The organism is Sneathiella sp. (assembly GCF_041689005.1).
In the GTDB taxonomy this organism is placed as follows: domain Bacteria; phylum Pseudomonadota; class Alphaproteobacteria; order Sneathiellales; family Sneathiellaceae; genus Sneathiella.
This window is the reverse complement of record NZ_JBDNHC010000145.1, coordinates 60567-86501: the sequence shown is the minus strand read 5'-3', so window position 1 is coordinate 86501 and position 25935 is coordinate 60567. Positions and strand designations below refer to the sequence as shown.

Annotated in this window: 29 protein-coding genes and 2 tRNA genes; 15 read left to right on the top strand and 16 right to left on the bottom strand. The window is 52.0% G+C overall.

Features of this window, described 5'->3' with window-relative positions; genetic code table 11:
* The 7 genes from ACESNI_RS16585 to dctP all read left to right on the top strand — a co-directional run.
* On the top strand, positions 1 to 216 hold a 216-nt coding region (locus tag ACESNI_RS16585; RefSeq protein ID WP_373089021.1), incomplete at its 5' end, for a DUF192 domain-containing protein.
* Positions 217 to 237: 21 nt separating this feature from the next.
* On the top strand, positions 238 to 669 hold the full coding sequence (locus ACESNI_RS16580) for a PaaI family thioesterase (RefSeq protein WP_373089019.1): 432 nt from the start codon (positions 238 to 240) through the stop codon (positions 667 to 669).
* Positions 670 to 772: 103 nt separating this feature from the next.
* Positions 773 to 849: transfer RNA gene (locus ACESNI_RS16575), tRNA-Pro, on the top strand.
* Positions 850 to 1029: 180 nt separating this feature from the next.
* Positions 1030 to 1644, top strand: coding sequence for a PA14 domain-containing protein (locus ACESNI_RS16570; protein ID WP_373089017.1), 615 nt, complete (start codon positions 1030 to 1032; stop codon positions 1642 to 1644).
* Positions 1645 to 1651: 7 nt separating this feature from the next.
* A complete protein-coding gene (locus tag ACESNI_RS16565) occupies positions 1652 to 1954 on the top strand; it encodes an ETC complex I subunit (protein ID WP_373089029.1) in 303 nt (100 codons plus the stop codon).
* A gap of 21 nt (positions 1955 to 1975) precedes the next feature.
* Positions 1976 to 2052: transfer RNA gene (locus ACESNI_RS16560), tRNA-Arg, on the top strand.
* A 462-nt stretch (positions 2053 to 2514) separates the two neighbouring features.
* Positions 2515 to 3561 (top strand): TRAP transporter substrate-binding protein DctP, encoded by a 1047-nt coding sequence (gene dctP, locus ACESNI_RS16555; protein WP_373089015.1) that lies wholly within the window; start codon positions 2515 to 2517, stop codon positions 3559 to 3561.
* A gap of 74 nt (positions 3562 to 3635) precedes the next feature.
* On the opposite strand, the gene ACESNI_RS16550 is transcribed toward dctP, so the two are convergent.
* Positions 3636 to 4445, bottom strand: coding sequence for an IclR family transcriptional regulator (locus ACESNI_RS16550; RefSeq protein ID WP_373089013.1), 810 nt, complete (start codon positions 4443 to 4445; stop codon positions 3636 to 3638).
* A 174-nt stretch (positions 4446 to 4619) separates the two neighbouring features.
* On the opposite strand from ACESNI_RS16550, the gene ACESNI_RS16545 reads away from it, so the two are divergent.
* From ACESNI_RS16545 to ACESNI_RS16525, 5 genes are all read left to right on the top strand, one after another.
* Positions 4620 to 5525, top strand: a complete 906-nt coding sequence (locus ACESNI_RS16545; protein ID WP_373089011.1) for a CoA transferase subunit A — start codon at positions 4620 to 4622, stop codon at positions 5523 to 5525.
* Positions 5518 to 6330, top strand: a complete 813-nt coding sequence (locus ACESNI_RS16540) for a CoA-transferase subunit beta (protein WP_373089009.1) — start codon at positions 5518 to 5520, stop codon at positions 6328 to 6330. Before ACESNI_RS16545 ends, ACESNI_RS16540 begins: the two co-directional genes overlap by 8 nt.
* On the top strand, positions 6323 to 7534 hold the full coding sequence (locus ACESNI_RS16535) for a CaiB/BaiF CoA transferase family protein (RefSeq protein WP_373089007.1): 1212 nt from the start codon (positions 6323 to 6325) through the stop codon (positions 7532 to 7534). The genes ACESNI_RS16540 and ACESNI_RS16535 overlap by 8 nt, the downstream gene beginning before the upstream one ends.
* 111 nt (positions 7535 to 7645) lie before the next feature.
* A complete protein-coding gene (locus tag ACESNI_RS16530; RefSeq protein ID WP_373089005.1) occupies positions 7646 to 8182 on the top strand; it encodes a TRAP transporter small permease in 537 nt (178 codons plus the stop codon).
* Complete coding sequence (locus ACESNI_RS16525) at positions 8179 to 9456, top strand: TRAP transporter large permease (RefSeq protein ID WP_373089003.1); 1278 nt, start codon at positions 8179 to 8181, stop codon at positions 9454 to 9456. The genes ACESNI_RS16530 and ACESNI_RS16525 overlap by 4 nt, the downstream gene beginning before the upstream one ends.
* A gap of 77 nt (positions 9457 to 9533) precedes the next feature.
* Here ACESNI_RS16525 and ald read toward each other — a convergent pair whose 3' ends face one another.
* Positions 9534 to 10652 (bottom strand): alanine dehydrogenase, encoded by a 1119-nt coding sequence (ald, locus tag ACESNI_RS16520; RefSeq protein WP_373089001.1) that lies wholly within the window; start codon positions 10650 to 10652, stop codon positions 9534 to 9536.
* A 146-nt stretch (positions 10653 to 10798) separates the two neighbouring features.
* On the opposite strand from ald, the gene ACESNI_RS16515 reads away from it, so the two are divergent.
* Positions 10799 to 11266, top strand: coding sequence for an Lrp/AsnC family transcriptional regulator (locus tag ACESNI_RS16515; RefSeq protein WP_373088999.1), 468 nt, complete (start codon positions 10799 to 10801; stop codon positions 11264 to 11266).
* Positions 11267 to 11272: 6 nt separating this feature from the next.
* Here the strand turns inward: ACESNI_RS16515 and ACESNI_RS16510 are convergent, their stop codons facing one another.
* From ACESNI_RS16510 to ACESNI_RS16500, 3 genes are all read right to left on the bottom strand, one after another.
* Positions 11273 to 12025 (bottom strand): crotonase/enoyl-CoA hydratase family protein, encoded by a 753-nt coding sequence (locus ACESNI_RS16510; protein ID WP_373089027.1) that lies wholly within the window; start codon positions 12023 to 12025, stop codon positions 11273 to 11275.
* Between the two features lie 215 nt (positions 12026 to 12240).
* Positions 12241 to 12441, bottom strand: a complete 201-nt coding sequence (locus ACESNI_RS16505) for a hypothetical protein (RefSeq protein ID WP_373088997.1) — start codon at positions 12439 to 12441, stop codon at positions 12241 to 12243.
* 189 nt (positions 12442 to 12630) lie between these two features.
* Complete coding sequence (locus tag ACESNI_RS16500) at positions 12631 to 13548, bottom strand: LysR family transcriptional regulator (RefSeq protein ID WP_373088995.1); 918 nt, start codon at positions 13546 to 13548, stop codon at positions 12631 to 12633.
* A gap of 189 nt (positions 13549 to 13737) precedes the next feature.
* Here ACESNI_RS16500 and ACESNI_RS16495 point away from each other — a divergent pair, with 189 nt between their 5' ends.
* Together ACESNI_RS16495 and ACESNI_RS16490 are read left to right on the top strand one after the other, a co-directional pair.
* Positions 13738 to 15243: an aldehyde dehydrogenase gene (locus ACESNI_RS16495; protein ID WP_373088993.1), complete on the top strand. Its 1506-nt coding sequence runs from the start codon at positions 13738 to 13740 to the stop codon at positions 15241 to 15243.
* Positions 15244 to 15283: 40 nt separating this feature from the next.
* A complete protein-coding gene (locus ACESNI_RS16490) occupies positions 15284 to 16333 on the top strand; it encodes an alcohol dehydrogenase (RefSeq protein WP_373088991.1) in 1050 nt (349 codons plus the stop codon).
* Positions 16334 to 16401: 68 nt separating this feature from the next.
* On the opposite strand, the gene ACESNI_RS16485 is transcribed toward ACESNI_RS16490, so the two are convergent.
* From ACESNI_RS16485 to ACESNI_RS16435, 11 genes are all read right to left on the bottom strand, one after another.
* A complete protein-coding gene (locus tag ACESNI_RS16485) occupies positions 16402 to 16626 on the bottom strand; it encodes a hypothetical protein (RefSeq protein WP_373088989.1) in 225 nt (74 codons plus the stop codon).
* A 104-nt stretch (positions 16627 to 16730) separates the two neighbouring features.
* Positions 16731 to 17429: a DUF2461 domain-containing protein gene (locus tag ACESNI_RS16480; protein ID WP_373088987.1), complete on the bottom strand. Its 699-nt coding sequence runs from the start codon at positions 17427 to 17429 to the stop codon at positions 16731 to 16733.
* Positions 17430 to 17450: 21 nt separating this feature from the next.
* Positions 17451 to 18749: a phenylacetate--CoA ligase PaaK gene (gene paaK / locus ACESNI_RS16475; RefSeq protein ID WP_373088985.1), complete on the bottom strand. Its 1299-nt coding sequence runs from the start codon at positions 18747 to 18749 to the stop codon at positions 17451 to 17453.
* A 14-nt stretch (positions 18750 to 18763) separates the two neighbouring features.
* Positions 18764 to 19966, bottom strand: a complete 1203-nt coding sequence (gene pcaF, locus ACESNI_RS16470) for a 3-oxoadipyl-CoA thiolase (RefSeq protein ID WP_373088982.1) — start codon at positions 19964 to 19966, stop codon at positions 18764 to 18766.
* Positions 19963 to 20430 carry a hydroxyphenylacetyl-CoA thioesterase PaaI gene (paaI, locus tag ACESNI_RS16465; RefSeq protein ID WP_373088980.1) on the bottom strand — a complete coding sequence of 156 codons (468 nt, stop codon included), beginning with the start codon at positions 20428 to 20430 and terminating at the stop codon, positions 19963 to 19965. The genes pcaF and paaI overlap by 4 nt, the downstream gene beginning before the upstream one ends.
* 1 nt (position 20431) lies before the next feature.
* Positions 20432 to 21217 (bottom strand): 2-(1,2-epoxy-1,2-dihydrophenyl)acetyl-CoA isomerase PaaG, encoded by a 786-nt coding sequence (gene paaG / locus ACESNI_RS16460; RefSeq protein ID WP_373088978.1) that lies wholly within the window; start codon positions 21215 to 21217, stop codon positions 20432 to 20434.
* Between the two features lie 160 nt (positions 21218 to 21377).
* A complete protein-coding gene (locus ACESNI_RS16455; protein WP_373088976.1) occupies positions 21378 to 22421 on the bottom strand; it encodes a GGDEF domain-containing protein in 1044 nt (347 codons plus the stop codon).
* A 118-nt stretch (positions 22422 to 22539) separates the two neighbouring features.
* Positions 22540 to 23241: an ABC transporter ATP-binding protein gene (locus ACESNI_RS16450; RefSeq protein WP_373088974.1), complete on the bottom strand. Its 702-nt coding sequence runs from the start codon at positions 23239 to 23241 to the stop codon at positions 22540 to 22542.
* 3 nt (positions 23242 to 23244) lie between these two features.
* Positions 23245 to 23997, bottom strand: a complete 753-nt coding sequence (locus tag ACESNI_RS16445; protein WP_373088972.1) for an ABC transporter ATP-binding protein — start codon at positions 23995 to 23997, stop codon at positions 23245 to 23247.
* On the bottom strand, positions 23984 to 24985 hold the full coding sequence (locus ACESNI_RS16440) for a branched-chain amino acid ABC transporter permease (RefSeq protein ID WP_373088970.1): 1002 nt from the start codon (positions 24983 to 24985) through the stop codon (positions 23984 to 23986). The genes ACESNI_RS16445 and ACESNI_RS16440 overlap by 14 nt, the downstream gene beginning before the upstream one ends.
* On the bottom strand, positions 24982 to 25911 hold the full coding sequence (locus ACESNI_RS16435) for a branched-chain amino acid ABC transporter permease (RefSeq protein ID WP_373088968.1): 930 nt from the start codon (positions 25909 to 25911) through the stop codon (positions 24982 to 24984). The genes ACESNI_RS16440 and ACESNI_RS16435 overlap by 4 nt, the downstream gene beginning before the upstream one ends.
* Positions 25912 to 25935: the final 24 nt, after the last annotated feature.

The following is a 25935-nucleotide window of genomic DNA, read 5'->3' as shown; positions in this document are numbered from 1 at the left end:
TGGATGAGAAACACGAATATTCCCCTCGACATGCTGTTTTTGGATGAAGCGGGCAAAATTTTCTATATTAAGGAGCAGGCGGAACCCGGTTCGCTCAAGGTGATTACGCCCGGTGGGTTGGTGAGGGCGGTTCTTGAGGTAAATGGGGGGTTTGCGAGGGAACATTCAGTGGAGGTCGGTGATACTGTGCATCACCGGCTTTTTGGTAACGACTAACAGTTAAATAGCGGATCAGTGATGACAAAAATAATAACCGGTCAGCGGCCTGTTCCTGAGGGGTTTGTCCAAGTCGAGAGATCCGCTCATTTTACCGCCAATAATGGGCCATTTTTTGAAAAAATTGTTGATGAACATACGATTATCCGGGCCTTCCGGGCAGAGAAAAAGCATCTGAACAGCATGAGGTTCGTTCATGGTGGCATGCTGATGACTTTTGCCGATAATGCCCTGGCCCGGGCCGCGATATACGGAACAGGCCGCTATAGCGTAACAATCAAGATGAATTCGGAGTTTCTATCGCCGGCGCGGGAAGGCGACTGGATTGAAGCTCACACCGATGTCATTCGGCGTACGAAATCAGTAATTTTTGTGAGAGGGGATCTCAAAGTCGGCCAGAAAACGGTTTTCAAGGCCGATGCTCTCTTTCATTTTGTGCGTGCGGGCCGATAATCGTTTCCCTGCCTCCCCGATCCGGTAGTCACAAAGCTGCATTTTTTTTCGATCATTCGCTTGCAGCCGCTGCTCCGATAGTATAGATCATCACCTCACTGGACGGGGCGTAGCACAGCCTGGTAGTGCGCTCGCTTTGGGAGCGAGAGGTCGCAAGTTCGAATCTTGCCGCCCCGACCACAATCGAAACCTTTGCATGTCAGTATCTTGCGCGTTTTTTCCCATGCAAATACTCCGCATAAGTGCCAGCGTTCCTCGCGATAAATGCCGGACAATTGCCGCTTTCATTTGCCGTTACCGTTTTTTTCATTAAAATACGCCTATATTTCATCTTAAACAGGCTATTGGGGGCGATGAACGATGATTTCCGGGACAAAATTATTTGCAAAACGACACTCGGCGGCAATTTTGCTCGCCGCAGGCGTATTCTTTTCTGCACTCACGGGACATGCCGCGCCCTTTACCGATTTGACCCCGGCTTCCCCGCAGCCGGAGGCTGGTGAATTGGAACCGGGCCTTGCCGTGAAATATTACGGCGCGGAAATCAACAAGATGAGTGAATTTGATGAATGGATGAATTACAAGAAGGGGTTTGACGGAAAACCCATCCCGATGCTGAACTACCAGGTCGGGGCCGGTAATGTCCTGACTTCGGACAGCAGTGATTTCGTTGCCGCGGATATTCACGGGTTTATCAATCTTGAGAAACCGGGTCGTTATACCTTCATGGTTCAATCAAACGACGGCGTTTGGCTTTCTATCGGGGATAAACTGATCTTTGAGGACCCGACGGTTCACGGGGACAGTTTTTCTGATGAATTAGTGCTTGAGATTACGGAGCCGGGCTGGTATCCGATCCATATAAAATATTTCGAGAAAAGAAACAGCTCAACGCTTGAACTCTACTGGGAGGCTCCCGGTGGTGGGGATATGGATTACGTGCCGGCAGATGTTTTCAAACATATGAGAAAGTAAAGGCGTGATGGCTCTAAAAGCGAGAATATTCAAACCGACTAAAAATGCTATGCAGTCGGGCCGCAAGGGCACTCGGCACTGGCGCCTCGAATTCGCCCCGGAATGTCAGCGGTATATTGAACCATTGATGGGCTGGACCGGCTCACGCGATACGAACGCGCAGGTGACCATTGATTTTGACGATAAGGAAGGTGCAATCGCCTTCTGCGAAGCCAACAATATTGACTACACTGTGTTCGAGCCGAAACAACGAAAGCTGCATCTGAAAGCCTATGCAGAAAACTTCTCCTATTCGCGCGTGCGCGGCTAAACCGCCCGCCGCCCAAGGAACGGCCCCGTAGCTCAGTTGGATAGAGCAATTGACTTCTAATCAATAGGTCGCACGTTCGAATCGTGCCGGGGTCACCATAATTTTATTATTTAGTATAAATGGTTAGATAAATTTCCCCATTCTAGGGGGGCGGAATTTATGAGCGCTTATTTATAAAGGCAACATCTAGGCAGCATATAAATCTTACTCTCCACTCATTAGCGCTGCTCTCCCTCGCAAGGATATTGAAAAGGCAAGAGACGGGGAATGGAGGGCTCTATGTATCTGTCTTGATCGCGCGCTGTCTCGGCCACAGGTGCTGTCAACTATGGACGCTAATGGATAGAATCTAATGTTAGCCTTTTCAGCATCATAATCTAAAGGCCCAAGATTTAAATCCTCCATACAATTCAATCTTCCAGACCGGTCCCATGTGATCACATGTTTCCGTCATCACTAAAACTGAGCCGGAGTCTACTTAAAGAGTGGTAGACAAATTTATTGCAGTATGTTGTACTGAGAGAATAGAATTCTTTATATAGAACAAACGGAGGGATATAATGATAAAGAAAATAAAAGCGGTTTCATGGTTAGCTATCTTAAGTGCGGGCGTTCTTGGTACAGTATTTTCTCCGGCGGCGTTTGCTGAAGAGAAGGTCGTGTTGAAGGTTGCGGATATATTTCCAACAACACACTACATAATGTTACAGGGAACACAGATATGGATGGACAAGGCCGTTGAACTGAGCGACGGGCGTATTGAGTTTCAATATTTTCCTGCTCAGCAACTTGGCAAAGCCAAAGATGTCATGAGCCTCACCAAAGCTGGTGTTGCCGATATCGGAGTCATTATCCCTGCGTATGTCCCGGAGAAGCTGCCCCTATCTGCTGTAGGTGAGCTACCGGGTATGTTCAATACGGCTTGTTCCGGATCAAAAGCGCTCGCAGATTTGACAGCTCCAGGTGGTATTCTTTACGAGCAAGAGTATAAACCACAAGGGTTTCATGTACTATTTACGAATATGCTGGCACCTTATTCAGTTATGACCTCTGAAAAGGAACTAAATTCATACAAGGACCTTGCAGGATTAAAGCTTTATGCATCGGGTGATGCGAAGCATGAAACACTGACGAAGCTTGGCGCGACACCAATCCGGCTCAGTGGCCCGGAAATTTTCGAGGCTGTTCAACGGGGTACGCTAGACGGTGCCATGCTTGCCTATATTGGGTTGCCGCCGTACGGACTTGATGAATTAATGAAATATGGTCTGACGGGGGTAAACTTGGGGGGTACAACGGTTACCTATGGTATTACCACTGAAAAATGGAACGCGTTTGATCCTGAAATCAAAAAAGCACTTACAGATGCGGCTATATATGCAGGTGATGCACTTTGCAGTTATAGTGACAAAATGAATTCCGAAGCTCTGGAAGCGCTAAAAAGCAACGGTGCAAAAATTCATGTAATCGAGGGTGATGAAGCCACGGCCCTACATGCTGAGCTAGAGCCCGTTATTGATAATTGGGCGAAAGTTCTAGAAGAAAGAGGAAAGCCTGCGAAGGACGCTATCAAACAGTTCCGTGATGCAGTTTCCAAATACGAATAATTTGATGGTCGGGGGCAGGATCTGAGTAAGACCCTGTTCTCGACCAATTAAATTTACACCAGCAGTGTCTCTACTTATAAGGCCTCTAAATCAGATGGGAAGGTACCGCCGATCGCGAACGTGATCTCGTCAGCAGTATTGCGCAAAGCGTCACCAGATTGCTGAAGCCGTTCGTTGCTTAATGTGGAGGTAGTTGCGGCACTTGCAATAACTCCGACAGGCACGCCCATTGCATCGAAAACTGGAGCAGCTATGGCATCAATGCCTTCTTGATTTTCTCCGTGGCCAACGGCAAACCCTCGCGCTCGGATCTTGACCAGATCAGCAATGATTTCTTTAGGCGTTGTAATTGTGCGGGGGGTTAAGCGCTGAACCGGAACAGCTTCTACAAGTTCTTTAGATTCTTTTGATGGCAAAAAAGCAAGGAGCGCTCTTCCAGACGCGCTATGCGTAATTGGAATTCTGGTGCCTATCGAAATGATTACCCGCACGTCGTCGGCACAGTCCTGTCTATCAATAACCAGAAGACGTGTGAGGTTAACACGCTGTCCTAGTATGACACTAAGGCCCGTATTCTCTACATATCCCAACAGAAATGGCCTTGAGGCATGTATTAAGCTTAAATCCCGTGTAATGGTTCGAACAAATTCAAGAAAAATTGGTCCTAAAGAGTATTTTTTAGATTCGAAATCAAATAAAATAAAACTGTGTGCCTGCAAGGTTTTTAGAATAGCGTAGCAATTACTTCTCGTTATATTCAAATCATTAGCAATGTCTGAGACGCTGGCCCGCCGATGGGACTTCAGGTAGTGAAATATCCGAATAGTACGTTCAACAGCCGGAACCGAATACCGTTTGGGATTCTCTGTATCTTTATGAACCATATTATTCTCCAGTAAGAGCTGATTTACGCATAACTTCGTCAAGCCCATTGGGCAACAAATTTGTCACCGCATTAAGTTGACAGGTTTTTTAAGCGATGATAGATGTAGTATATATAGAATACTGTTCTTTATATAGAACAAAATAGACGATTTGTAAATATTTGGGAGGATTTTGTGGAAACTCGCTCCGTTAAATTGAGCTCGGTCGACGTTGCTCTTGAGGGCTTGGAAGATGGCCAGACACTCATCATTGGTGGCTCACTTTTTCATAATAAGCCCATGCATCTGGTTCGGGAGATTGCCCGTCGTCAGGTGAAAGATCTAACCGTAGTTTCCGTCCCCCAAGCTTCCCTAGACGTAGATTTGCTCATATCTGCCGGATGTGTCGCAGAGGTGAGGGTCCCTTATATGGGATTTGAATATCTTGGATTGGCGCCCGGCTTTCGCAAAGCTGCCAGCGAAGGCACAATTCGCGTTTGGGAATGTGATGAAACACATCTTCTCGCGGCTTTAGAGGCAACATCACGGAAACTCCCGTCCGGTGTTGCCAAAGCGGGTGTGGGCACAGACTTACACAAATTAAACCCGGATCTCAAATTGGTAAAAGACCATATCACGGGTGAGCCAATTATGGCTGTTGGCGCGTTGAAGCCGGATTTGGCAATTATTCACGCCGCCGCCGGCGATAAATACGGCAATCTCAGATATGCCGGTTACTCATTTGGGGATTTGATTATCGCCGAGGCAACAAGACAGGGGGGAGGTAAAATCATTGCGACTGTTGATGAGGTTATGCCTAATGTCAGTTTTACAAGTGATCCTTTCCGTACAGATATTTCCTGCATTTTGGTCGATCACGTAATTGAGGCACCTTACGGTGCTTATCCTTGTTCTTCGCACGGGAATTATCAATTCGATGAAGCAGCAATACTCGAATATGTAAATGCCGCAAAAAGTGAGCAGAGTATGCGCGACTATATAGAAAACCATATCATGTCGGTGCCTGATCACGAGGCCTATCTGGAAAAACATGTAAAATTAATGTCGGTAGTTGCAGCGAGGGCGAAAATTTATGTCTAGTAAGAATACTTCCGTTGCCTGGCCGGAGTTAGCGGCTTTTGTTCTCAGCAAAGAGCTAAATGACGGCGAAATAGGATCTCCTGGCGGGGCGCGGAGCGAAATTCCCCTTGCCGCAGCCCGTTTGGCCCAATTGACGCATGCCCCTAACCTTATGATTATCACCAGTGCAGCTGGCTTCGTCACAAACAATGTGGGTAGACCACCAGCACCTCTATTTCACTCAACGACCGATTACCGGAATATATACGCCGGCGCAGAATCAGTGCTACATTTCATGTCTATTTTTCGTACTCCGCGAGATTGGTTTTTCGCGGGCGGGATGCAGGTTGATAGTTATGGCAATCTCAATATGACGGCAATAGGAGATGTAAAGGCACCAAAGCTGAAGGGCCCTGGTGGAGCGGGTTTGTCCTACGCCGGCTCAGTAGCCCGTCGATATTTTATTTATATGCAACAGCATTCTCGGAGGTCATTCGTCAACAAGCTCGATTACGTAACCGCGATGGGCTACGGCAGCGGGCCGGGCGAACGCGAAGCTCTTGGCTTAGTTGGGGGAGGGCCGGCACTGGTATTCAGTCCCCTTGCCGTAATGGATTTTTGCGATGCAACAAAGCGCCTGCGTTTGCGATCGGTACATCCGGGACATACCGTTGAAGAGGTGCTTGATAATACGGGTGCCGAAATGATCGTGCCAGAAAATGTGCCAACCACAGCATTGCCGGATAATGACGTTTTGGAAATTTTACGCACTCAGGTTGATCCATCTGGCGTTTTGCAGAATTTGAAAGGATCAAGAAATGATTGATGTCGCGGAGCAACCTCTGCATGGGATAAAGGTCCTTGATCTTGGACGCGCCTTGGCCGGCCCCCTATGTTCGTTAATGCTCGGCGATTTGGGCGCGGATATTATCAAAATCGAACCTCCGGGACTGGGGGATGACAGCCGCGCATGGCCACCATTCAAAAATGGTGAAAGTACCTATTTTGCCAGTGCCAACCGAAATAAAAGAAGTATTGTGCTGGATTTGGGAAAGCCGGAAGGTCAGGACATCTTCCGGAAAATGGTGAAGTCCGCAGATGTCGTGCTAGAAAATTACCGACACGGAGTTATGGATCGCTGGGGCATTGGGTATGAAGCTCTCTGCGAACTAAACCCGTCGCTTGTATATTGTTCAATCACGGGGTTTGGCAGGACCGGTCCTTATGCAACCAAACCTGCAACAGATATATATATGCAGGCCTTTAGTGGCCTAATGAGCGTAACCGGCGAAGTAGGCGGTGGCCCCATCCGTACGGGCGTTAGCATATGCGATTTAACAGCGGGGATGTTTGCCTCGTTAGGGATTACGGCCGCATTGCAGGCCCGACAGAAAACGGGGAGAGGGCAACTTGTTGACACGTCGTTATTGGACGGTCAACTGGCATACCTTTCTTATCTTCTGACTGCATTTGGGGCGACAAAGGAAGTGCCCGGCAAGTCGGGATCGGGTCATCCCAGCGTTGTACCGTATCAGGCCTTTCAGGCAAGCGATGGCTGGGTAACACTCGCCGCATTTAATGACCGCATTTGGCAACGCGCTGCGGTGGCTATGGAATTGGGGCACCTGACAAGTGACCCACTTTTCATTACCAATGTTGAGCGTGTGAAAAATCGCGATGAACTTATTCCAATTATGCAAGAACGTTTTTCAACCAAAACAGTGGATGAGTGGGTCTCCCTCATGGAAGACAACGACGTGCCACTCGCGCCGGTCAATACGATTGAGCAAATCATGAGTCATCCTCAAGTTCTCCATCGTGACATGATACAGGAAATTGATCACCCGGTTGCCGGTAAACTATCTGTTTTTGGTTTTCCAATGAAGTTTTCGGAAACACCCTGTTCCAACAGGTACCCCCCGCCCACATTAGGGCAACATACCAACGAAATTCTCAATGAATTTGGCTTTTCAGATAGCGAAATATCGGAGCTGAAAAACCTGTTCGTGGTTTCTAGTGGAAAAATATAATCGCTAAACCACGATGAAAAGGCAGCTTCATCAATTTTGGTGAAGTATGTGACCAGATGAGCCGAAGGAAATAGAAAAATTTCCGCGGTCTAACCGAGAGAGGGGAGTGTGATGGGACAGGTGAACAAGATATTTTCCAGTGTGGAACGATTGCTGATGATCGGTGCGGCCGCGAGCCTTATCGCAATCATGGGCATTATGGTGTCTGACGTCATTATGCGCTATCTCTTCAATTCACCAATCCACTGGGCTTTCGAAGTTCTGACCAGGTATCTGATGGTAGGGTCTTTTTTCTTTGCGGTTTCGCATACCTTAGAACGCAACGAGCATCTATATGTTGAAATTTTCCATCGAATGATGCCTGCCCGTATTGGCCATTTATTGCTTGGTGTGGCCTATGCTTTTACCGCCGTTGTGTTGGCCGGCGCAAGCTGGATGAGCTATCTTGTCGTGCGCTCAAACTGGGTGAACAGTGAATATACTGCTGGGGGAATCAGTTGGCCGCTCTGGACATCGACCATCATTGTCTCAATCGGATTAACCTTGCTAACGGCCCGCATGATCCTTGTTTCCATAATGCGCATCTATATAGCGTCTGGTGCCGATAAAAATAACATCGTCTCCGGTGAATTCGGGGATATGCAATGACGACGGCCATCACTGTTGCATTACTTGTAATCCTGCTCGTTATCGGATTACCCGTTGCTTTCGCCCTTCTTTTGTCTGCCGCTGTTGGCTTGTTCCTGATCGGCGGCCCTGGCCTGGTTTTGGGCATTCTTCAAACCACGCCCAGCACTGCTGTATCAAGTTATGAGCTCATCACAATACCCATGTTTATTTTGATGGCGGAGTTCATGATCGTAAGCCGGGTTGCTGACGAAATGTTTGAATTGATCGGCAGATGGGTTCGTCGGCTGCCAGGGGGGCTCGCGATTGCAACGGCAATCTCTGGTGCCGCCTTTGGGGCAGTTTCTGGCTCAAGTACAGCCGCTGCGGCCACGCTATCCGCCAGTTCCGTTCCAACAATGATCAAGCATGGCTATGATCCACGGTTCGCGTCTGGAGTTGTTGCAATCTCGGGAACTCTCGCAATGCTCATTCCACCGAGTATCGCCTTGATCCTTTACGGCCTTCTAAGCGGAGAAAGCATCGCGGTTCTCTTGATCGCCGGGATTGTCCCCGGGCTTATGGTGCTGGCGGTCATTATCCTGACGGTATTCACGCTGATATGGATTCGACCTTCGTGGGCACCCAGGATGGATGACGAGTTTTCAAAGGAAAGCCATTCTGTCGCGGCTCTCTTGTTTCTACTGCTTTTCCTAATTGTGACCGGTGCCATCTATCTCGGCGTCGCAACACCAACCGAGGCCTCTGCTATCGGTGCATTTGGCGCCCTGTTAATAGCTGTAGGTCGAGGAACCACAAATTTAGGTATGTTAAGGCAAGCGGTTTACCGCGCGTTGCGAACGACAGCTATGATTGGAGCAATTATCATAGGGGCGCAGGTATTCGGCTATTTTTTGACCATTACACAAATACCTAATCTGATCATTAGCCATATTGGCGATATGGATGTTCCCTCTTGGGTTATCCTGATAGGTATCATATGTATATATCTCGTCCTCGGAATGTTTCTGGATCAGATCGCTATTCTCATATTGACAGTCCCGATCATGCTGCCCCTCATTGTCCATCTAGGGTATGATCCGGTGTGGTTTGGTGTCTTGATCGTCGTTTTGGCGGAGATAGGGCTGGTGACGCCTCCGGTCGGCATAAACGCCTTTGTTGTCTCACGGTACACTGGTGTGCCGTTAGAAGATGTGTTTATTGGCGTAATACCTCACATACTGGCGCATTTCGTGGTTATTATCCTGCTGGTCTTATTTCCTGCCCTTGTCCTTTGGCTGCCCAATACAATGTAAAAAGAGCATTGTCACATTAACTTCCAATAGACTCAGATATGGCCGCTGGCTGCCGAGCCCTTATTAATTGGGTTTTTCTAGCTTTTAAGGGCAACCTCAACCGGGACATAGTCGAGTTTGAGATCATGCGCCACCGGTTCGCAGGTGATTTTGCCATTCCAGACATTAAGGCCGCCGGCGAGGTGGCGATCATCGGCGAGGGCCTGTTTCCAGCCCTTGTCGGCGATTTTCAGTGCATGGGGCAGGGTAACATTATTCAGCGCATAGGTAGAGGTGCGGGCGACGCCACCCGGCATGTTGGCGACACAATAATGAACTACACCGTCGACCATATAGGTCGGGTCGGTATGGGTTGTCGCCTTGGAGGTTTCGAAGCAGCCGCCCTGATCGATCGCGACATCGACAATCACCGAGCCCTCCTGCATGGTCGAGAGCATTTTCCGTGTCACCATTTTCGGCGCCGCCGCACCGGGGATAAGTACGGCACCGATCACCAAATCAGCCTCGGCAACCAGCCGCTCGAGCAGGGCGGTGGTGGAATAGATAACCTTGGCAGAGGATTCAAAATGGTTCTCCAGCCGTTCTAGCGTCATCGGATTACGATCGAGGATGGTCACATCCGCATGCAGGCCAATGGCCATCTGCGCCGCATTGAACCCGACCACGCCGCCGCCGATGATAACGACCTTGCCCGGCGCTACGCCGGGAACACCGCCAAGCAGGACACCGCGACCGCCATGGGATTTTTCAAGCGCGGTTGCGCCCGCCTGAACTGACATACGCCCGGCAACCTGGCTCATCGGTTTGAGAAGCGGGAGACCGCCTGCCGCGTCGGTGACTGTTTCATAGGCAATGCAGACAGCGCCGGACTTGATCAGGTCCTGGGTCTGCTCTGGGTCCGGGGCGAGATGGAGATAGGTATAGAGAATCTGGCCTTCGCGAAGCTGCGCACGCTCATCGGCCTGCGGCTCTTTTACCTTAACGATCATATCCGCGGTCGAAAAAATCTCCGTCGCGGTTGAAACAATTCTTGCGCCAACGGCAAGGTAATGTTCATCAAGAGCGCCAATACCGCGACCGGCGTCGGTTTCGACAAGGACCTCATGCCCATGACTTATCAGTTCCCCGGCGCTTTCGGGCGTCAATCCGACCCGGTATTCATGGTTTTTAATTTCTTTCGGTGTTCCGATAATCATAGCGAAGGCCCCCCAGCGTCTATTATAAAAATTTTATCATATAAAATTTAGCATGAAAGCGGCCACATAAATTCCGAAATTTGTTCAGTTTTCTGGAAAATATGATATATTTTCCCGATAAAGCAGAGAAAACGGGAATATTTCCAATGGATGAATTTGACCGGCGAATTTTATCGGAGCTTCAACAGGATTCGAACCGTTCCATTTCAGAGATTGCCGAAAAGGTGAGCCTGTCCCTTTCTGCCTGTCACCGGCGTATAAAAATACTGGAAGAGGCGCGGATCATCAATGGCTATGCCGCCCGCCTGAACAAGCATGCGCTTGGACTGGAGGTCGATGTCTTCGTCGAGATTTCACTTACCTCGCAAAGCCAGGAAACTCTCGAGTCTTTTGAACGGGCGGTGACAAACTATGATGAGATTCTCGAGTGCCACCTGACGACGGGCAATGCGGATTATATCATGCGGGTGACCGCGCGGGACGTGCCGGATTTTGAGCGGATCCATCGGCATTGTCTGGCCAAGCTCCCGCATGTGGCAGCCATGCACTCGACATTCGCGCTCCGCTCAATCAAGCCATGGAATGGATATCCGATAGCCCATTCGGTCCTGTAAACGAGGTTAGAACTGGCCGTGGCGACCGTCACCAGCAGCAAATCGTGCCGCCCCTGACTGGGCTTCTTTCTGCTTGGCTTCTTCGGCGCAAACGGTCTCAAAATGGATCGCCTCGGCCTCGGATTTACCTTCCTGATGGTACAGGCTCTGGCGATCCGACAGCATCGCCGTTTGTGGAAATTGTGAGATTTTAAGGGCGAGCTCCTCGGCTTCTTTACGCGCGTTTCCGGCAGAGACGACCCGGCTTACAAGACCCATGGTGAGGGCTTCGTCCGCCGTGACTGCCCGACCGGTCAACATCATGTCGAGCGCCGGCCCCCGTCCAACAATGCGCGGCAAACGGACTGTGGTCCCATCGCTCATCGGCACGCCCCAGCGCCGCGAAAAAATACCAAAAATGGCGGTTTCCTCGGCAATGCGAATATCGCAGTAAAGCGCCAGCCCCAAGCCACCGGCGCAGGCATGCCCTGCTACGGCGGCAATCAGCGGTTTTGACAGCGGTGCATGAAAGGGCCCTTCAGGATGTCCGGCCCAAGCCTTGTAGTCCACCCGTGTCGCGGCCTCCTTCAAATCGGCGCCAGCGCAAAACGAGCCGCCCGCGCCAGTAACGACTGCCACCCGCTGTTCATCGTCCGCATCGAACGCCTTGAAAGCGGCGGCAAGCATCTCGGTACTTTCCTGATCGAGAGCGTTTTTCACCGCCGGCCGGTTCAGGATGATCGTGGTTACAGGGCCGTTTCTTTCTGTAATTATTTTTATCGTTGCCATGGCTTCCGTCCCGTCATGTATCAAAGCTTAGCCCCTGGGGAGGCAAGTTCTTATGATCTTAAGGGATAATCCGGATCAGCACGAAAGGATTTTTTGGCACACCACCGCGCAGGTGCCCTGAGAGAAAATGACAGAAAACTGCGGCATCTCCCTTTGGATGGGGAAATGCGGTCCGGCCGATATTGGACAGGCGTTTTGAGCCCGCGTCAGTTTAGCCGTTTAGTAATAAAGCCGTCTTCCGCCGGGTATTTCCTCTTTATAGAGGCCTCGGCGGCTTTGACGTCCTGGGCTTCGATCTCGAATAAACAGGGGGCTGCCCAGCGTTCCGAAATGAGAGGATGTTCCCGGTTGTCCTGAACTGCGTCCCGAACATCGGCGTTGTAGACGGAAAATATATATGCACTCATGGTAAACTCAGCTTTTAGTTACGTTTTTATTTCCGATAGCGTCGGCGACCCCAACAACCCGGTTGCCGCCGGACACCGCCATCAGAATTACCCAATAATGATATAATGGCTTTTCAGCAAAAATTGTATATTTCCGACCTTTTTTACCGGCATTTCCGCCATTTTATCCCGAATTCTCTTTTTTTCAGGCTATGCCGTCTTTCTGCTTTGGTAATCGGCAGTGATTTTGAGGGCATGCTTTATAACTTTTTCGGTGACGGGGTTGTAGGGTTCGCTCAGAAACGAGGCTGTGAATTTAAGGCTTGGCGGGGTCCATTCGCACTGGATTTCCAGAAGCTCCCCCCGGGCCAGTTCCCCGGCAATCATTTTCCGGGGCAGGGCCGCAACCCCAATGCCATCGAGTGTCATCCTGAGAATTGCGGCAAGACTGCTGCAGGGGAAAAGGCGTGGCGGAAATTCCGCGCTCTTGCGAAGTTCCCGCCGAAGACTGACATAGGGCCGGGTATTCTCTGCATAGGTAAGCAGCGGATAAACGGATAATTCGTTCAAGGTTATCTTGTGTTTCGGCGGGATGCCAATCACCGGCGAAGCCACCCAGATCAATTCAAATTCAATGAGATCATAATTTTCAATCTGCATATCTGATAGCGGACCCATCAGAAAGGCAAAATCGAGAGATCTGTCCGTAAGCCGTTCCTGTAAATTAAGCGAGGTATCAACGACAATCGAAATATCGATTTCAGGGAACTTTCCATGGACACCCGAAATAAATTCCGGCAGCCATGTATGAACGATTGCTTCCGTCACACCAAGGCGCAACAGGCCGGACAACTCCTCGTTACGGCCAATGCGGTCTACCAACAGGGTTGAGCTGCGCAGAAGTTTTTCAGCATAGGGAATTAACTCGAGACCCTTCGGGGTTAAGCGGATGAAACTGGTGTCGCGCTCAAACAGGCGAACGCCAAGGGTCTTTTCCAGTTTTGCAACGCGCGAGGAGATAGCCGGCTGGGTTGTATGCAATTTCTCAGCAGTTTTCCGGAAGTTGCGTAAAGACGCAACCCAAAGGAATGTTTCGAGCTGGACCAAGCTGATGTTTTTTGAGGTCATAAGTAAAGCATATTACTTTACCAGATAATATAAAGAATAATTTATGGGAAACGGGTTGAAAGGCCTCCTAAGTGACAGCATTAATTCCAGTGGTAGAAAAACTATTTCTTTCGTTGATGAGTAGCTTTCGTTATGCTTGCGCGAAGAATTCAACCTATTCGACATCATAAAATCAAGAAGGAAATAGTAATGTCCGCAGCTCCTGCTCCTACTCGCGAAGACTGGCTGAAACTGGAAGGGGAAATTTCCATCCGCAACAAGGCCTTTATCAATGGAGACTACGTCGACGCCGCTTCGGGCAAGACATTTGACTGTATCAGTCCGGTAGACGGCCGAATTTTAACGCAAGTTGCGGCCTGCGATGTTGAAGATGTCAATCGGGCGGTAACCTCCGCGCGCGCGGTATTCGAGAGTGGCGCCTGGTCTCGTGCGGCCCCGGCCAAGCGCAAAGCTGTCCTGCAGAAATTTGCCGGACTGATCATGAAAAACCGCGACGAGCTTGCGTTGCTGGAATGCCTTGATATGGGCAAACCGGTGAAATGGGCCGGCGCCGTTGATGTCCCGGGAGCGGCAGGGTGTATCTCCTGGTATGCCGAAGCGATTGACAAGCTCTATGACGAGATTGCGCCAACGGATCGGCGGCGTTCGCTCGCCCTGATTACCCGCGAACCGATCGGCGTTGTCGCCTGTGTTGTTCCGTGGAATTTTCCGCTGTTGATGGGGTCATGGAAGTTTGCCCCGGCTCTTGCCGCTGGCAACAGCGTTATCCTGAAACCCGCCGAACAGTCGCCGCTGACCGCGCTGCGCATTGCCGAACTCGCCATTGAGGCGGGTATTCCCGCCGGTGTTTTCAATGTGCTTCCCGGATATGGCGAAACCGCTGGTCAGGCGCTTGGACGTCATATGGATGTTGATGCGATAGCCTTTACCGGCTCAACGGAGGTCGGCAAGTTCTTCATGCGCTATTCCGGCGAAAGCAACTTAAAAGCGGTTGGTCTCGAATGCGGGGGGAAAAGCCCGAGCCTGGTGCTGGCCGATGCCGACCTCGATCTCGCGGCGAAAAAGATCGCCATGGGCATTTTCTTCAATCAGGGCGAAGTCTGCACGGCAGCGTCCCGTCTCGTGGTGCAGGACAGCATCAAGGATGAATTGATGGAAAAGATCGCTAATGTTGCCAAGACCCTGCAACCTGCCGATCCCCTGAATGCCAAAACCGTTGTCGGCGCCATGGTTGACAAGTCGCAGACGGACCGGGTGATGGGGTATATCAATAAAGGTCAGGAAGAGGGGGCCAAACTCTATTACGGCGGCAAGCAGGTTCTGCAGGAAACCGGCGGCTTCTATATTGAGCCGACGATTTTCGATAATGTCTCCAATGACATGACCATTGCGCGCGAGGAAATTTTTGGCCCCGTTATCAGTGCCATCACCTTCAAGGATATGGAGGATGGCCTCAAGATCGCCAATGACAGCATCTATGGACTGGCGGCGTCGGTCTGGACGCGGGATATCTCCAAGGCGCATCAGATGGCGCAGGCGTTGCGCGCCGGAACCGTCTGGGTCAACACCTATGATGACGTGGATATGTCAACGCCGTTTGGCGGCTACAAGCAGTCCGGAAATGGCCGCGACCGGTCGATCCACGCGCTTGATAAATATACCCAGTTGAAAACAACCTGGATCAATATTGCCTGATCGATGGCTGAATAAAAAAACAAAAACAGGGAATTAGAAAATGAAGAGCTACCAATTCGAGGAGTATGGCGCAGCGCTGGTTGAAAATACCGGCGAGGCGCCCAGCCCGAGTGGTGATGAAGTTCTTATGAACGTCACCGCCTGCGGGGTTTGCCATAGCGATATTCATATATGGGAGGGGCATTTTAATCTCGGCAATGACAAGCAGCTTGATATCCGGGGTAGCCGTGAGTTGCCATTCACCCTTGGCCATGAAATCGTCGGTACGGTGGAGGCCGTTGGCGAGAATGTGACCGATGTCAAAGTCGGGGACAAGCGCGTTGTCTATCCGTGGATCGGCTGCGGAAAATGCGCGATCTGTGCCTCGGGAGAGGAGCAGCTTTGCAGTCGGCCCCGTCAGCTTGGCATCGATGTGGCGGGCGGATATTCCGACACCCTGATTGTGCCGCATTCGCGCTATTTGCTCGATTATGGGTCCCTTCCGAAGGAACTGGCCTGCACCTATACCTGTTCGGGACTGACGGCCTATAGCGCGCTCAATAAAGTGAAATCTCGTAGCGACGGCGGCAAGCTACTCATCATTGGGGCAGGAGGCGTCGGACTGGCGGCGATGGCAATTGCCAAATCTGTCACTGATGCGAAAATCTATATTGCCGATATTGATCCGGCAAAACGCGAGGCCGGCATAAAGGCGGGCGCGGTTGATGCCATTGACCCGTCTGATCCGGCGGCCTTCAAGTCCTTCATGGGCATGACCGGCGGCGGCGTAAATGCCACCATCGATTTTGTCGGCGCTGAAAGCACCGCCGGTTTCGGAGCCAAGGTTCTGGCCAAGGGCGGGAAGCTGGTGATTGTTGGCTTGTTCGGGGGCAGTTTCTCAATGCCGCTGCCGATGTTCCCGATTAAGGCGATGTCGGTGGAGGGAAGCTACGTGGGCAATCTTCAGGAAATGGCGGACCTGATGGAACTGGCGAAAGCGGGCAAACTGAGCGAGCTTTCGATTACCCCGCGCGAGATGAAGGAGGCCAATAATACCCTCGAGGATCTTCGTGCCGGAAAAATCGTTGGGCGGGTCGTGCTGCAAAGCTGACATGATCCTCTGCAGGCAATAAAAAGGCGGCCCGGAAGCCACCTTTTTGTTTTTAACTTTTATGAAGTCTAGTGGACCGGACCACCGATTTCCATGTCGATCAGCTCATTGACGACACGTAGCAATTCGATACAGGCATAGAGGTCTTCTTCGGCCTGACTGTTGTCGCGGAGCAGCTGCGCTTCATTGCGGAGCATATCAACCGCATTTTCTCCTTGCTGCATAAGCAGGCTATGGGCCGTGCTGTATAGATCAATAGCCGTATCCGGGTGCAATTCGATTACATTCATCATGGTGCTGTTTCCTGGGGGCCTATGCCCTACATTTCCGATAAGCGCCAATTTTAGATAAAATGTCTTAAAAGATGATTAAGGCCGCCCGGAACGGAGGAAATTCCCTAAAACGGCAAATCGACGGCGTGGGTGAGGAACCGCATGAACGGGGTCGCCTTTTGAAAGGCATCATCGACTTCCTCGATAAACCCGGGAGTGGTGATTTTTGACACCAACCGGATCTGGTGTGTGATGAAATGGGTTTTCCGTTTCAGATCCACAATATTCGGATGATCGGTCGAATATCCCTTGGGGGGGCGTTTAAGGGTGTCTCCGCGGATATTGACAAAAGTTTTCACAAAATCCGGATCCTGCTTAATCGCGTTCCAGCGTTCGGGATCATCATTAATTGCATGGCGGATCTTGGCTAATACGGGAGCGGGGGCAAGATACACGCCGCCGCCAAAGCGGACTTCATCGGGGGCAATATGGACGTAAAAGCCCGGCGCATGCGCATCCCGTCCGGCCTGATGACGAAACTGGCAGGCGAGATGCTCCTTATAGGGGCGGGGGTCGCGCGAGAAGCGAACGTCGCGATAGATACGAAACATAGACCCGCCGTTGGGCCGTGGATCGGCAACAAAGGCTGGCGCAATTGCATCGAGCCGTGGTCCCATTGCCTCAATAAAATCCGCCATCGGATAAACAACGACGTCCTTATAGCGCTGCTTGTTTTTGGCGAACCAGTCCCGGCTGTTATTGGCCTTCAACTCCTCATAAAAGCGGAGCAGGTCTTTTGGGAATCCCGGAAAATTTGACGTCATTATTCCATCTTCGGCAGAGGGTTAGATGTTTCGCAGGTCGACAACGCGCTTGGCCTTGCCGAGAGAGCGTTCGACCGAACCGGGCTCACATATGTCTATAGCGGCGCTGATGCCAAGAATGCCCTTTATCCGATGTTGTAGTTCGGTTGCTATCGCGGGGCTCGCCTCAGCGGTGATCGCTCGCTCCACCCGGACCGAGAGGCTATCAAGCGCCCCTTCGCGCCGAACCTCCAGAACATAATGAGCGGTCAGGCCCTTGGTCTGAACAACCAGCTCTTCGACTTGTGACGGAAAGAGGTTGACGCCGCGGATGATTAGCATGTCATCTGTGCGTCCGGTGATTTTTTCCATCCGCCGCATGGATCGGGCGGTCCCGGGGAGTAGGCGGGACAGGTCGCCGGTTCGATAACGGATGACAGGAAAGGCCTCCTTCGTGAGGGTAGTAAAGACAAGCTCACCTTTCTCCCCGTCGGGCAGAACCGCTCCCGTTTCGGGATCAATGATTTCGGGGTAAAAGTGATCCTCCCAAAGGACAGGGCCATCCTTTGCCTCAAGGCACTCGCTGGCAACCCCGGGGCCCATCACTTCCGACAGCCCGTAAATATCGAGTGCGTCAATATCAAAGCGCTCCTCGATCTCGCGGCGCATGGCTTCCGACCAGGGTTCGGCCCCAAAGATACCTGCTTTCAGCGGTGAGGTTCGGGGATCAAGGCCCTGACGCTCAAATTCGTCGGCAATCGCCATCATGTATGACGGCGTGACCATGATGATGTCAGCACCGAAATCGTTTATGACTTGCACCTGCCGTTCGGTCTGGCCGCCAGACATGGGAACGACGGTGCAGCCGAGCCGCTCGGCGCCATAATGGGCGCCAAGCCCGCCGGTGAACAGGCCATAGCCATAGGTGACATGGATGGTATGGCCGCGGCGTCCGCCCGCCGCACGGATGGAGCGCGCGACCAGATCTGCCCAATTGTTGATATCCTTTTGCGTATAGCCGACCACGGTCGCCCGGCCCGTGGTGCCGGAGGACGCATGAAGCCGGACGACGTCCGATTTAGGAACCGCAAACATCCCGAACGGGTAATTATCGCGAAGATCCTGCTTTTCGCAAAACGGGAATTTACCCAGATCGTCAAGGGACTTGAAATCATCAGGATGAACGCCTGCTGCCTCAAAACGGGAGCGAAACAGAGGCACATTGCCATAGGCATGGGCAAGGCTCCATTTCAGGCGTTCAATTTGCAAAGCCGTAATTTCATCGCGGCTGGCGATCTCGATGGGGTCAAGTTCGTCCCTTGACGGTGGGTTCAGGCGCATTTCACCTCCCTGGACTATACGCGCTCGATCACAGTTGCAATGCCTTGGCCGACGCCGATGCACATGGTGCAAAGGGCGTAACGCCCACCGCTCCGGTGGAGCTGGTACATGGCGGTTGTGATCAGCCGGGCACCGGACATGCCAAGCGGATGGCCAAGGGCGATGGCACCGCCGAGGGGATTGACACGCGGATCGTCATCTTTCAACCCAAGCTCGCGCATGACGGCAAGGCCTTGGGCGGCGAAGGCTTCGTTAAGCTCGATCACATCCATATCATCAATACTGAGCCCAAGGCGGGCAAGCAGCTTCTGGCTGGCGGGGGCGGGACCCATTCCCATAATACGCGGAGGTACGCCGGCCGTCGCCGCGCCAAGAACACGGGCCTTGGCCGTTAAGCCATATTCCGCGATCGCCTCCTCGGACGCCAGCAGGAGGGCGCAGGCGCCGTCATTGACGCCGGAGGCATTGCCAGCGGTCACAGATCCGCCAGCCCGGAAAGGGGCCTTCAAGGCCGCGAGCTTTTCAAGGCTGGTTGCCCTTGGGTGCTCATCCCGGTCAACAATGATAGGATCGCCTTTACGCTGGGGAATGCTGACGGGGATAATCTCATCATCGAAGGAGCCATTGGCTTGCGCGGCGGCGGCCTTCTCCTGACTGCGGAGCGCGAACAGGTCCTGGTCCTCGCGCCGTATCTGGTAGTCCTCGGCGACATTCTCGGCGGTTTCCGGCATTGAATCCGTACCATATTCCTCCCGCATTTTCTTGTTCACGAAACGCCAGCCGATGGTGGTGTCGAAAATCTCGGCTTTGCGGTCAAACGGCGTTGTTGCCTTGCCCATGACGAAGGGCGCGCGGCTCATGCTCTCAACCCCGCCGGAGATACCAAGCATGGCCTCCCCGATCATGATCTGACGGGCGACAGTGGCGGTCGCATCCATGCCCGAGCCACAAAGCCGGTTGATGGTGGCACCAGAAACGGTATCCGGCAGGCCTGCGAGCAGTGAACTCATCCGCGCCACGTTGCGATTGTCTTCTCCCGCCTGATTGGCATTGCCGAAAATAACGTCATCGACCTTTTCCCAGTTGACGGACGGATTGCGCTCCATCAGCGCCCTTATCGGGATGGCGCCAAGATCATCCGGGCGGACCGCAGACAAGCTGCCGCCGTAGCGTCCGATGGGGGTTCTGATGGCATCACAAATATACGCGTTTTTCATTCTTCTTCTTTCTGTGTTAGTCCGGGGATCATCTGTCCCTTGATTGTGTGAGAATTGCCGCGGAATAAGGCAACCTTTTGTCCGCTTTCATTCTCGAGGGTGATATCGTAAATACCGGTCCGACCGGTCCTTGATACTTCAACAGCCGTTGCCGTCAATAGGGAATCGGGGGCGGTGGCCGCCAAAAAGCTGATCTGTGCGGCTTGCGCGACCGTATTTTGATTATAGGCATTACAGGCGTAGGCGAAGGCCGTATCCGCCAGCGTGAAAATATACCCGCCATGGCATATCCGGTGCCCGTTGAGCATATAATCCATGACGCGCATGCTCATGACTGCCCACCCGGGTCCGATATCCTTTAACGCGATGCCAAGATGCTGTGCCGCTGTGTCCTTTCGGTACATGGTTTCGGCAACGGTTCTGGCAATATAATCGGCCGACAGGCCGTCATCGTTATCTGCCATGTCAACGGCCCTTGAACTGTGCTTTCCGCTTGCCAAAAAAGGCGGAAACGCCTTCGGCAAAATCCTCCGTGCGGCCAGCTTCCCGCTGAAGGTCTCGCTCGATATCGAGTTGCTCCTGTAAATTATTTTCGAGGCTGGCATTCATCGCCTTTTTTATCAGGCCATAACCTTTAGTTGGGCCCGCCGCCATCCTTGCCGCCAGACTTTCCGCCGCGGGCATCAGCTCTTCATCGGGATAAACTTTCCAGATCAGGCCCATCCGCTCGGCCTCTTCCGCAGGAATTTTATCGCCCAGCATCGCGAGACCCATCGCCTTTCCCATACCCGCAAGACGCGGCAGGAAAAAGGTGCTGCCCGCATCGGGCACGAGTCCGATATGGCAGAAGGCCTGAAGGAAACTAGCCGATTTTGCCGCGAGAACAATATCTGCCGCGAGCGCCAGGCTCATACTGGCCCCGGCGGCAATGCCGTTGACGGCACAGATGACCGGTTTATCGAGATTTCTGATGAAGGTGATCAGGGGATTATAATCCTTCTGTAGTGTCTCGCCCGCATCGAATTCACCGTCCGCTGACATGCTGTCAGCAGATAAATCGGCTCCCGCGCCGAACGCCCGGCCCGCGCCAGTAATCAATATGCAACGCACGTCATCTTTTTTAAGGATCGGCATAATGTCCCGTATTTCACGGTGCATTTCATCACTGAAGCTGTTCAGCTTTTCCGGACGATTGAGGATGATCTTTGCAACACCGTTCTCAACAACAAAGTCGATTGTCGTATAAGCCATTTTCCCCGTTCTTTCTTTTAATCATTGACGGCATATCATTGCCCAAGATTAGCGGAATAACAAACGGGATGTTTATTTTTTTTGAGCATACGCAAAAAACTGACAACCAGTCAGAGGTAACACTCATTGGCAGAACGAAATTTGAGGAGACTGGTTAAAGCTATCCGGTGGCTTCAAGGCTTGACTGCATATGCTTTACTCGGTTGCGCCCGCTATTTTTCGCCAAATATAACGCTTCGTCCGCTCGATTGATGAGGGATCCTGCATCTTCACAAGGTGCATACAGCGCCACACCGAAGGACATTGTAATTTTTCCGACAGCATCACCGGTGGAGCGTTTTACAAGCTTTTTAGCGGAAACTGCGACGCGCAGGTCATTTGCGATATCGACCGCTGTACTAAGCTCCGTATTGGGAAGGATAATGCCGAATTCCTCACCGCCATATCTTGCAGCCGTAGCCATCCTGCCAATACCGCCATTCAATGTGTTTGCAACCAGTTTGAGCACTTGATCGCCAAAGGGATGGCCATGCTTGTCATTGAAATTTTTAAAATGATCTATATCCGACATAATCAGACAAAGTTGGGTATCTGTCTCCTGCGATTTCGTGATCCCCTTCGTAAGTTCGGTATCAAAGGCCTTGCGATTGGCAATTCCTGTCAATGTGTCCGTAAGCGCTTCTTTCTGGACGTCCTGCAGCCGCCGCTTTAGGGCCGCAATCTCCCTGGAGGCAACGTCGAGACCATTTTTAAGCGCATTCGCGCTGTCCGCCATTGCACTTGTCCGGTTGATCACTGCGCCGATTTCCGTTTGCAGTTCCGTCACACTGAGGGTTGCGGCCTTCTCGGAAAAGCCAGATAAATGTTCGCTATATTCCAGGAAATCGGTGGTCGAAATATTGAGGTCACCAATGACATTATCCATAGATTTCTGGACGAGCCGGTTGGTTTCCTGGATGGCCTTGCCTTCTTTTTCAAACGTGAAGAATTCACTATAGATCTGGCGGGCAATTTTTTCGGTGAATGTACCGTTTTCTGCGACGAGCTTGTTTACAGCTCTCATTAAATCAGGATTGGTATCCGTTAGATATTCATACCAGATGGTATAATTCTGTGGAATTTGGCGAATGCGTCGATCTTTCAGCAATGCCATTGCTTTTTCGGCATTTACCTGCACTTTGGCAAAGTCGTTGCTCTGCGTCACGGCTCATTTTCCTCCGGCATAATCAGTACTATTTACAAAATCCTGTTTAAAAACAATAGATAGTAAATGTTACCATAGTGTTAAATTGGTAATGATTATGCTGACCGTAAAATGATGATTATACGCCTAAATATCTGCGTTTGATGTCCTCATTATCCGCGAGAGACGCAGAATCGCCGTTCCAGACGATAGTCCCTTTTTCGATAATGTAATGACGGTCGGCGATGGCGCTGAGAGCCTGTATATTCTTGTCGATCACCAGGATCGACTGGCCTTCGCGCTTCAGGCCGAGAAGGCAGGTCCAGATTTCCTGCCGGATGAGCGGGGCAAGTCCTTCCGTCGCCTCATCCAGAACAAGGAGTTCGGGGTTTGTCATAAGCGCACGGGCAATAGCGAGCATTTGCTGTTCCCCGCCGGAAAGCTGATTGCCCATGCTGTCTTTACGTTCTCTCAATTTAGGAAAAAGTGTCCAGATGGCGGGGAGGGTCCAGCGCGCTGTTCCGGCTGGGCCTCTCGTTGCCGTGGCGATGAGATTTTCCTCAACGCTTAAATTGGGGGAAATCATGCGTCCTTCGGGCACAAGGCCGATTCCCAATTTTGCAATCTTGTAGGGAGGGAGCGCAGTGATATTGATATTTTTGAACTGGATTTCGCCCGCTAGTGCCGGCGTTAGTCCCATGATTGAGCGGACTGTCGTCGTCTTGCCCATTCCGTTTCGCCCCATCAGCGTAACGACCTCGCCTTGCCCAACCGACAATGACATATCAAAGAGAACCTGGCTTTGGCCATAGCAGGTATCAACGGACTTAAGCTCCAGCATCGCCTAGCCCTCCTCGCCGAGATAGGCCTGACGGACGTCGGCATTATTGCGGATTTCCTCAGGCGTTCCGGTGGCGATTGCCCGACCATAGACGAGCACGGTAATGCGATCGGCAAGGCTGAACACAACATCCATATCATGCTCGATCAGCAGAATGGTATAGTGGTTTTTAAGATCACGCAGCGTCGCCATAAGCTCGGTGCTGTCCTCGGTGGACATCCCGGCCATGGGCTCATCAAGAAGTAACAGGCGCGGGCGGGTGGCCAGCGCGACCGCAATCTCGAGCTGCCTCTGTTCGCCGTGGCTGAGAGATGAGACGCGACGGTCCTTGCTCGTCTCTAGCCCCATTTGTAGCAGGATATCCAGCGCTGGGTGGGTCAAGGCATCGTTCTCTGCGGCTTTTTTCCAGAAACGGAAGGAATGGCCCTTATGGGCCTGAACCGCCAGCATGACGTTCTCCAAAGCCGTAAAATCCTGAAACAGGGAGGTTATCTGGAAAGAGCGGGCAAGACCGATACGGGAGCGTCCTGCCTCGGTCAGCCGGCGGAGGTTTCTGTTATCGAACGACATCGAACCGCCATCCGACGAAATCTCTCCGGTCAACTGCTTGATGAGGGTTGTTTTGCCCGCCCCGTTGGGACCGATAATCGCATGCAATTCCCCCGTGCGGATCGTCAGTGACAGCTCATCGCTTGCCAGTATACCGTCATAGCGCTTAACCAGATTTTCGACGATGAGGAGATCAGGCGCCGTCATGGTTTTTCCTTGCGCCGGGAAGAAAACTGTCGATCCCGTTCCGGGCGTAGAGCACGACGAAAATCAAAAGCGGACCGAAAATGAGTTGCCAATATTCCCCGACGCTTAAACCCCCAATGGTCAGAGGAATAGAAGACAGCAATTCCTCCAGCATGACAAAGGCTATAGCGCCATAGAGAGGGCCGAACAAATTTCCGATGCCGCCGAGCACGATCATGATGATCAGATCACCGGAGCGGGTCCAGTGCAGGATGCTTGGACTGACAAAATCGCTGAGGTTGGCCATCAGAAAGCCAGCATATCCGGCGATGGTGCCGGCGATAACGAAAGCGACAAGCCGGTATTTATAGGGCGAAAAGCCAATGGCGCGCATGCGGGCTTCGTTGGATCTGCTGCCGCGGATGACGGCGCCAAATTCGGAGCCGATGAGCCGGTGCATGAAATACAGCACGAAAACAAGGGAAAAGAAAATGAGGTAATAAAGGCTTTTTTCGTCGTTCAAGTCGATCAGGCCAAGCATATCGCTCCGGGCGTAAATAGTGAGACCGTCATCCGCGCCGTAGGTCTCAATGCCGACCGCCGTGAAATACAGCATCTGTGAAAAGGCCATAGTGATCATGATGAAATAGACGCCGTGGGTTCGAAGACTGATAGCTCCAATAATCAAGGCAATCAGCGCGGACGCCAGCAACGCCGCAATGAGTTGGACATAGCCGTTTAACATCCAGTCGATACCGTCCTCGAACGCATGAAAGGCTCCGATGCCGACGACATAGGCACCGATGCCGATATAGGCGGCATGACCAAAGCTGACCATACCGCCATAGCCGATTAACAGGTTCAGGCTGGTCGCTGCTATCGCCAGGATCAGGATGCGGGAGGTGAGGCCGGTATAAAAACTGTCGCCCATCCAATCAGTAAGAAAGGGGAGGGAGCCGAGAAACACAAACAGGATGGTGTTAATAATGCCCCGCGTCGTCAATTTCATCTGCCCACTCCCTTTGGCGGAAATAGACCTTGCGGTTTGATCGCCAGAACCAGCGCCATGAGCAGGTATATCAGCATGGAAGAAATCGCCGGGGCCGCCGTTGCGGCACTGTCATCGGACAGAATTAATCTCAGGATCTCCGGCAGAAAGGACCGTCCGACCGTATCGATAAGCCCGACAATAATGGCAGCGATAAAAGCACCCTTGATAGAGCCGATGCCGCCGATCACAATCACTACCAGCGTCAGGATCAAAATGCTCTCGCCCATCCCGATTTCAACGGAGAGGATCGGCCCGGCCATCAACCCGGCGAGCCCGGCGAGTGCTGCCCCAAGCCCGAATACCAGCGTGAACAGCAGCTTGATATTGATGCCAAGTGCGCCGATCATTTCGCGGTTGCTGGCCCCCGCGCGGATGAGCATCCCGAGCCGCGTCTTCGAGACGATGTAGTAGAGGAGCGCCGCGACAAGACAGCCAACAACGATGATGGCAAGCCTGAATGTCGGGTAGGGGGCGCCCGGAATGATTTCGACGGTCTGGTTCAAAAAGGCGGGGAGCGGGATGCTGAGCCCGATCGGACCCCAGATCAGGCGCGTGGCCTCGTTGAAAAACAGGATCAGGCCGAAAGTCGCCAGCACCTGATCAAGATGATCGCGGGCGTAAAGACTGCGGAGCGCGATAACCTCGACAACGATGCCGAGCAGGAAGACAGCCGGAAGCGTCAGCACCGCCCCGATCAGGAACGATCCGGTCCAGCCAGTAAACGTCGCACAGAAATACGCTCCCATCATATAGAGCGATCCATGGGCGAGATTTATCATGTCCATTATACCGAACACCAGGGTCAGCCCGGCGGCCAGCAAAAACAGCAACAGGCCAAGCTGGAACCCGTTAAGCACCTGTTCCAGCATCAACAACCAGTTCATGGGATCGCCCTAAAAATCATAAGG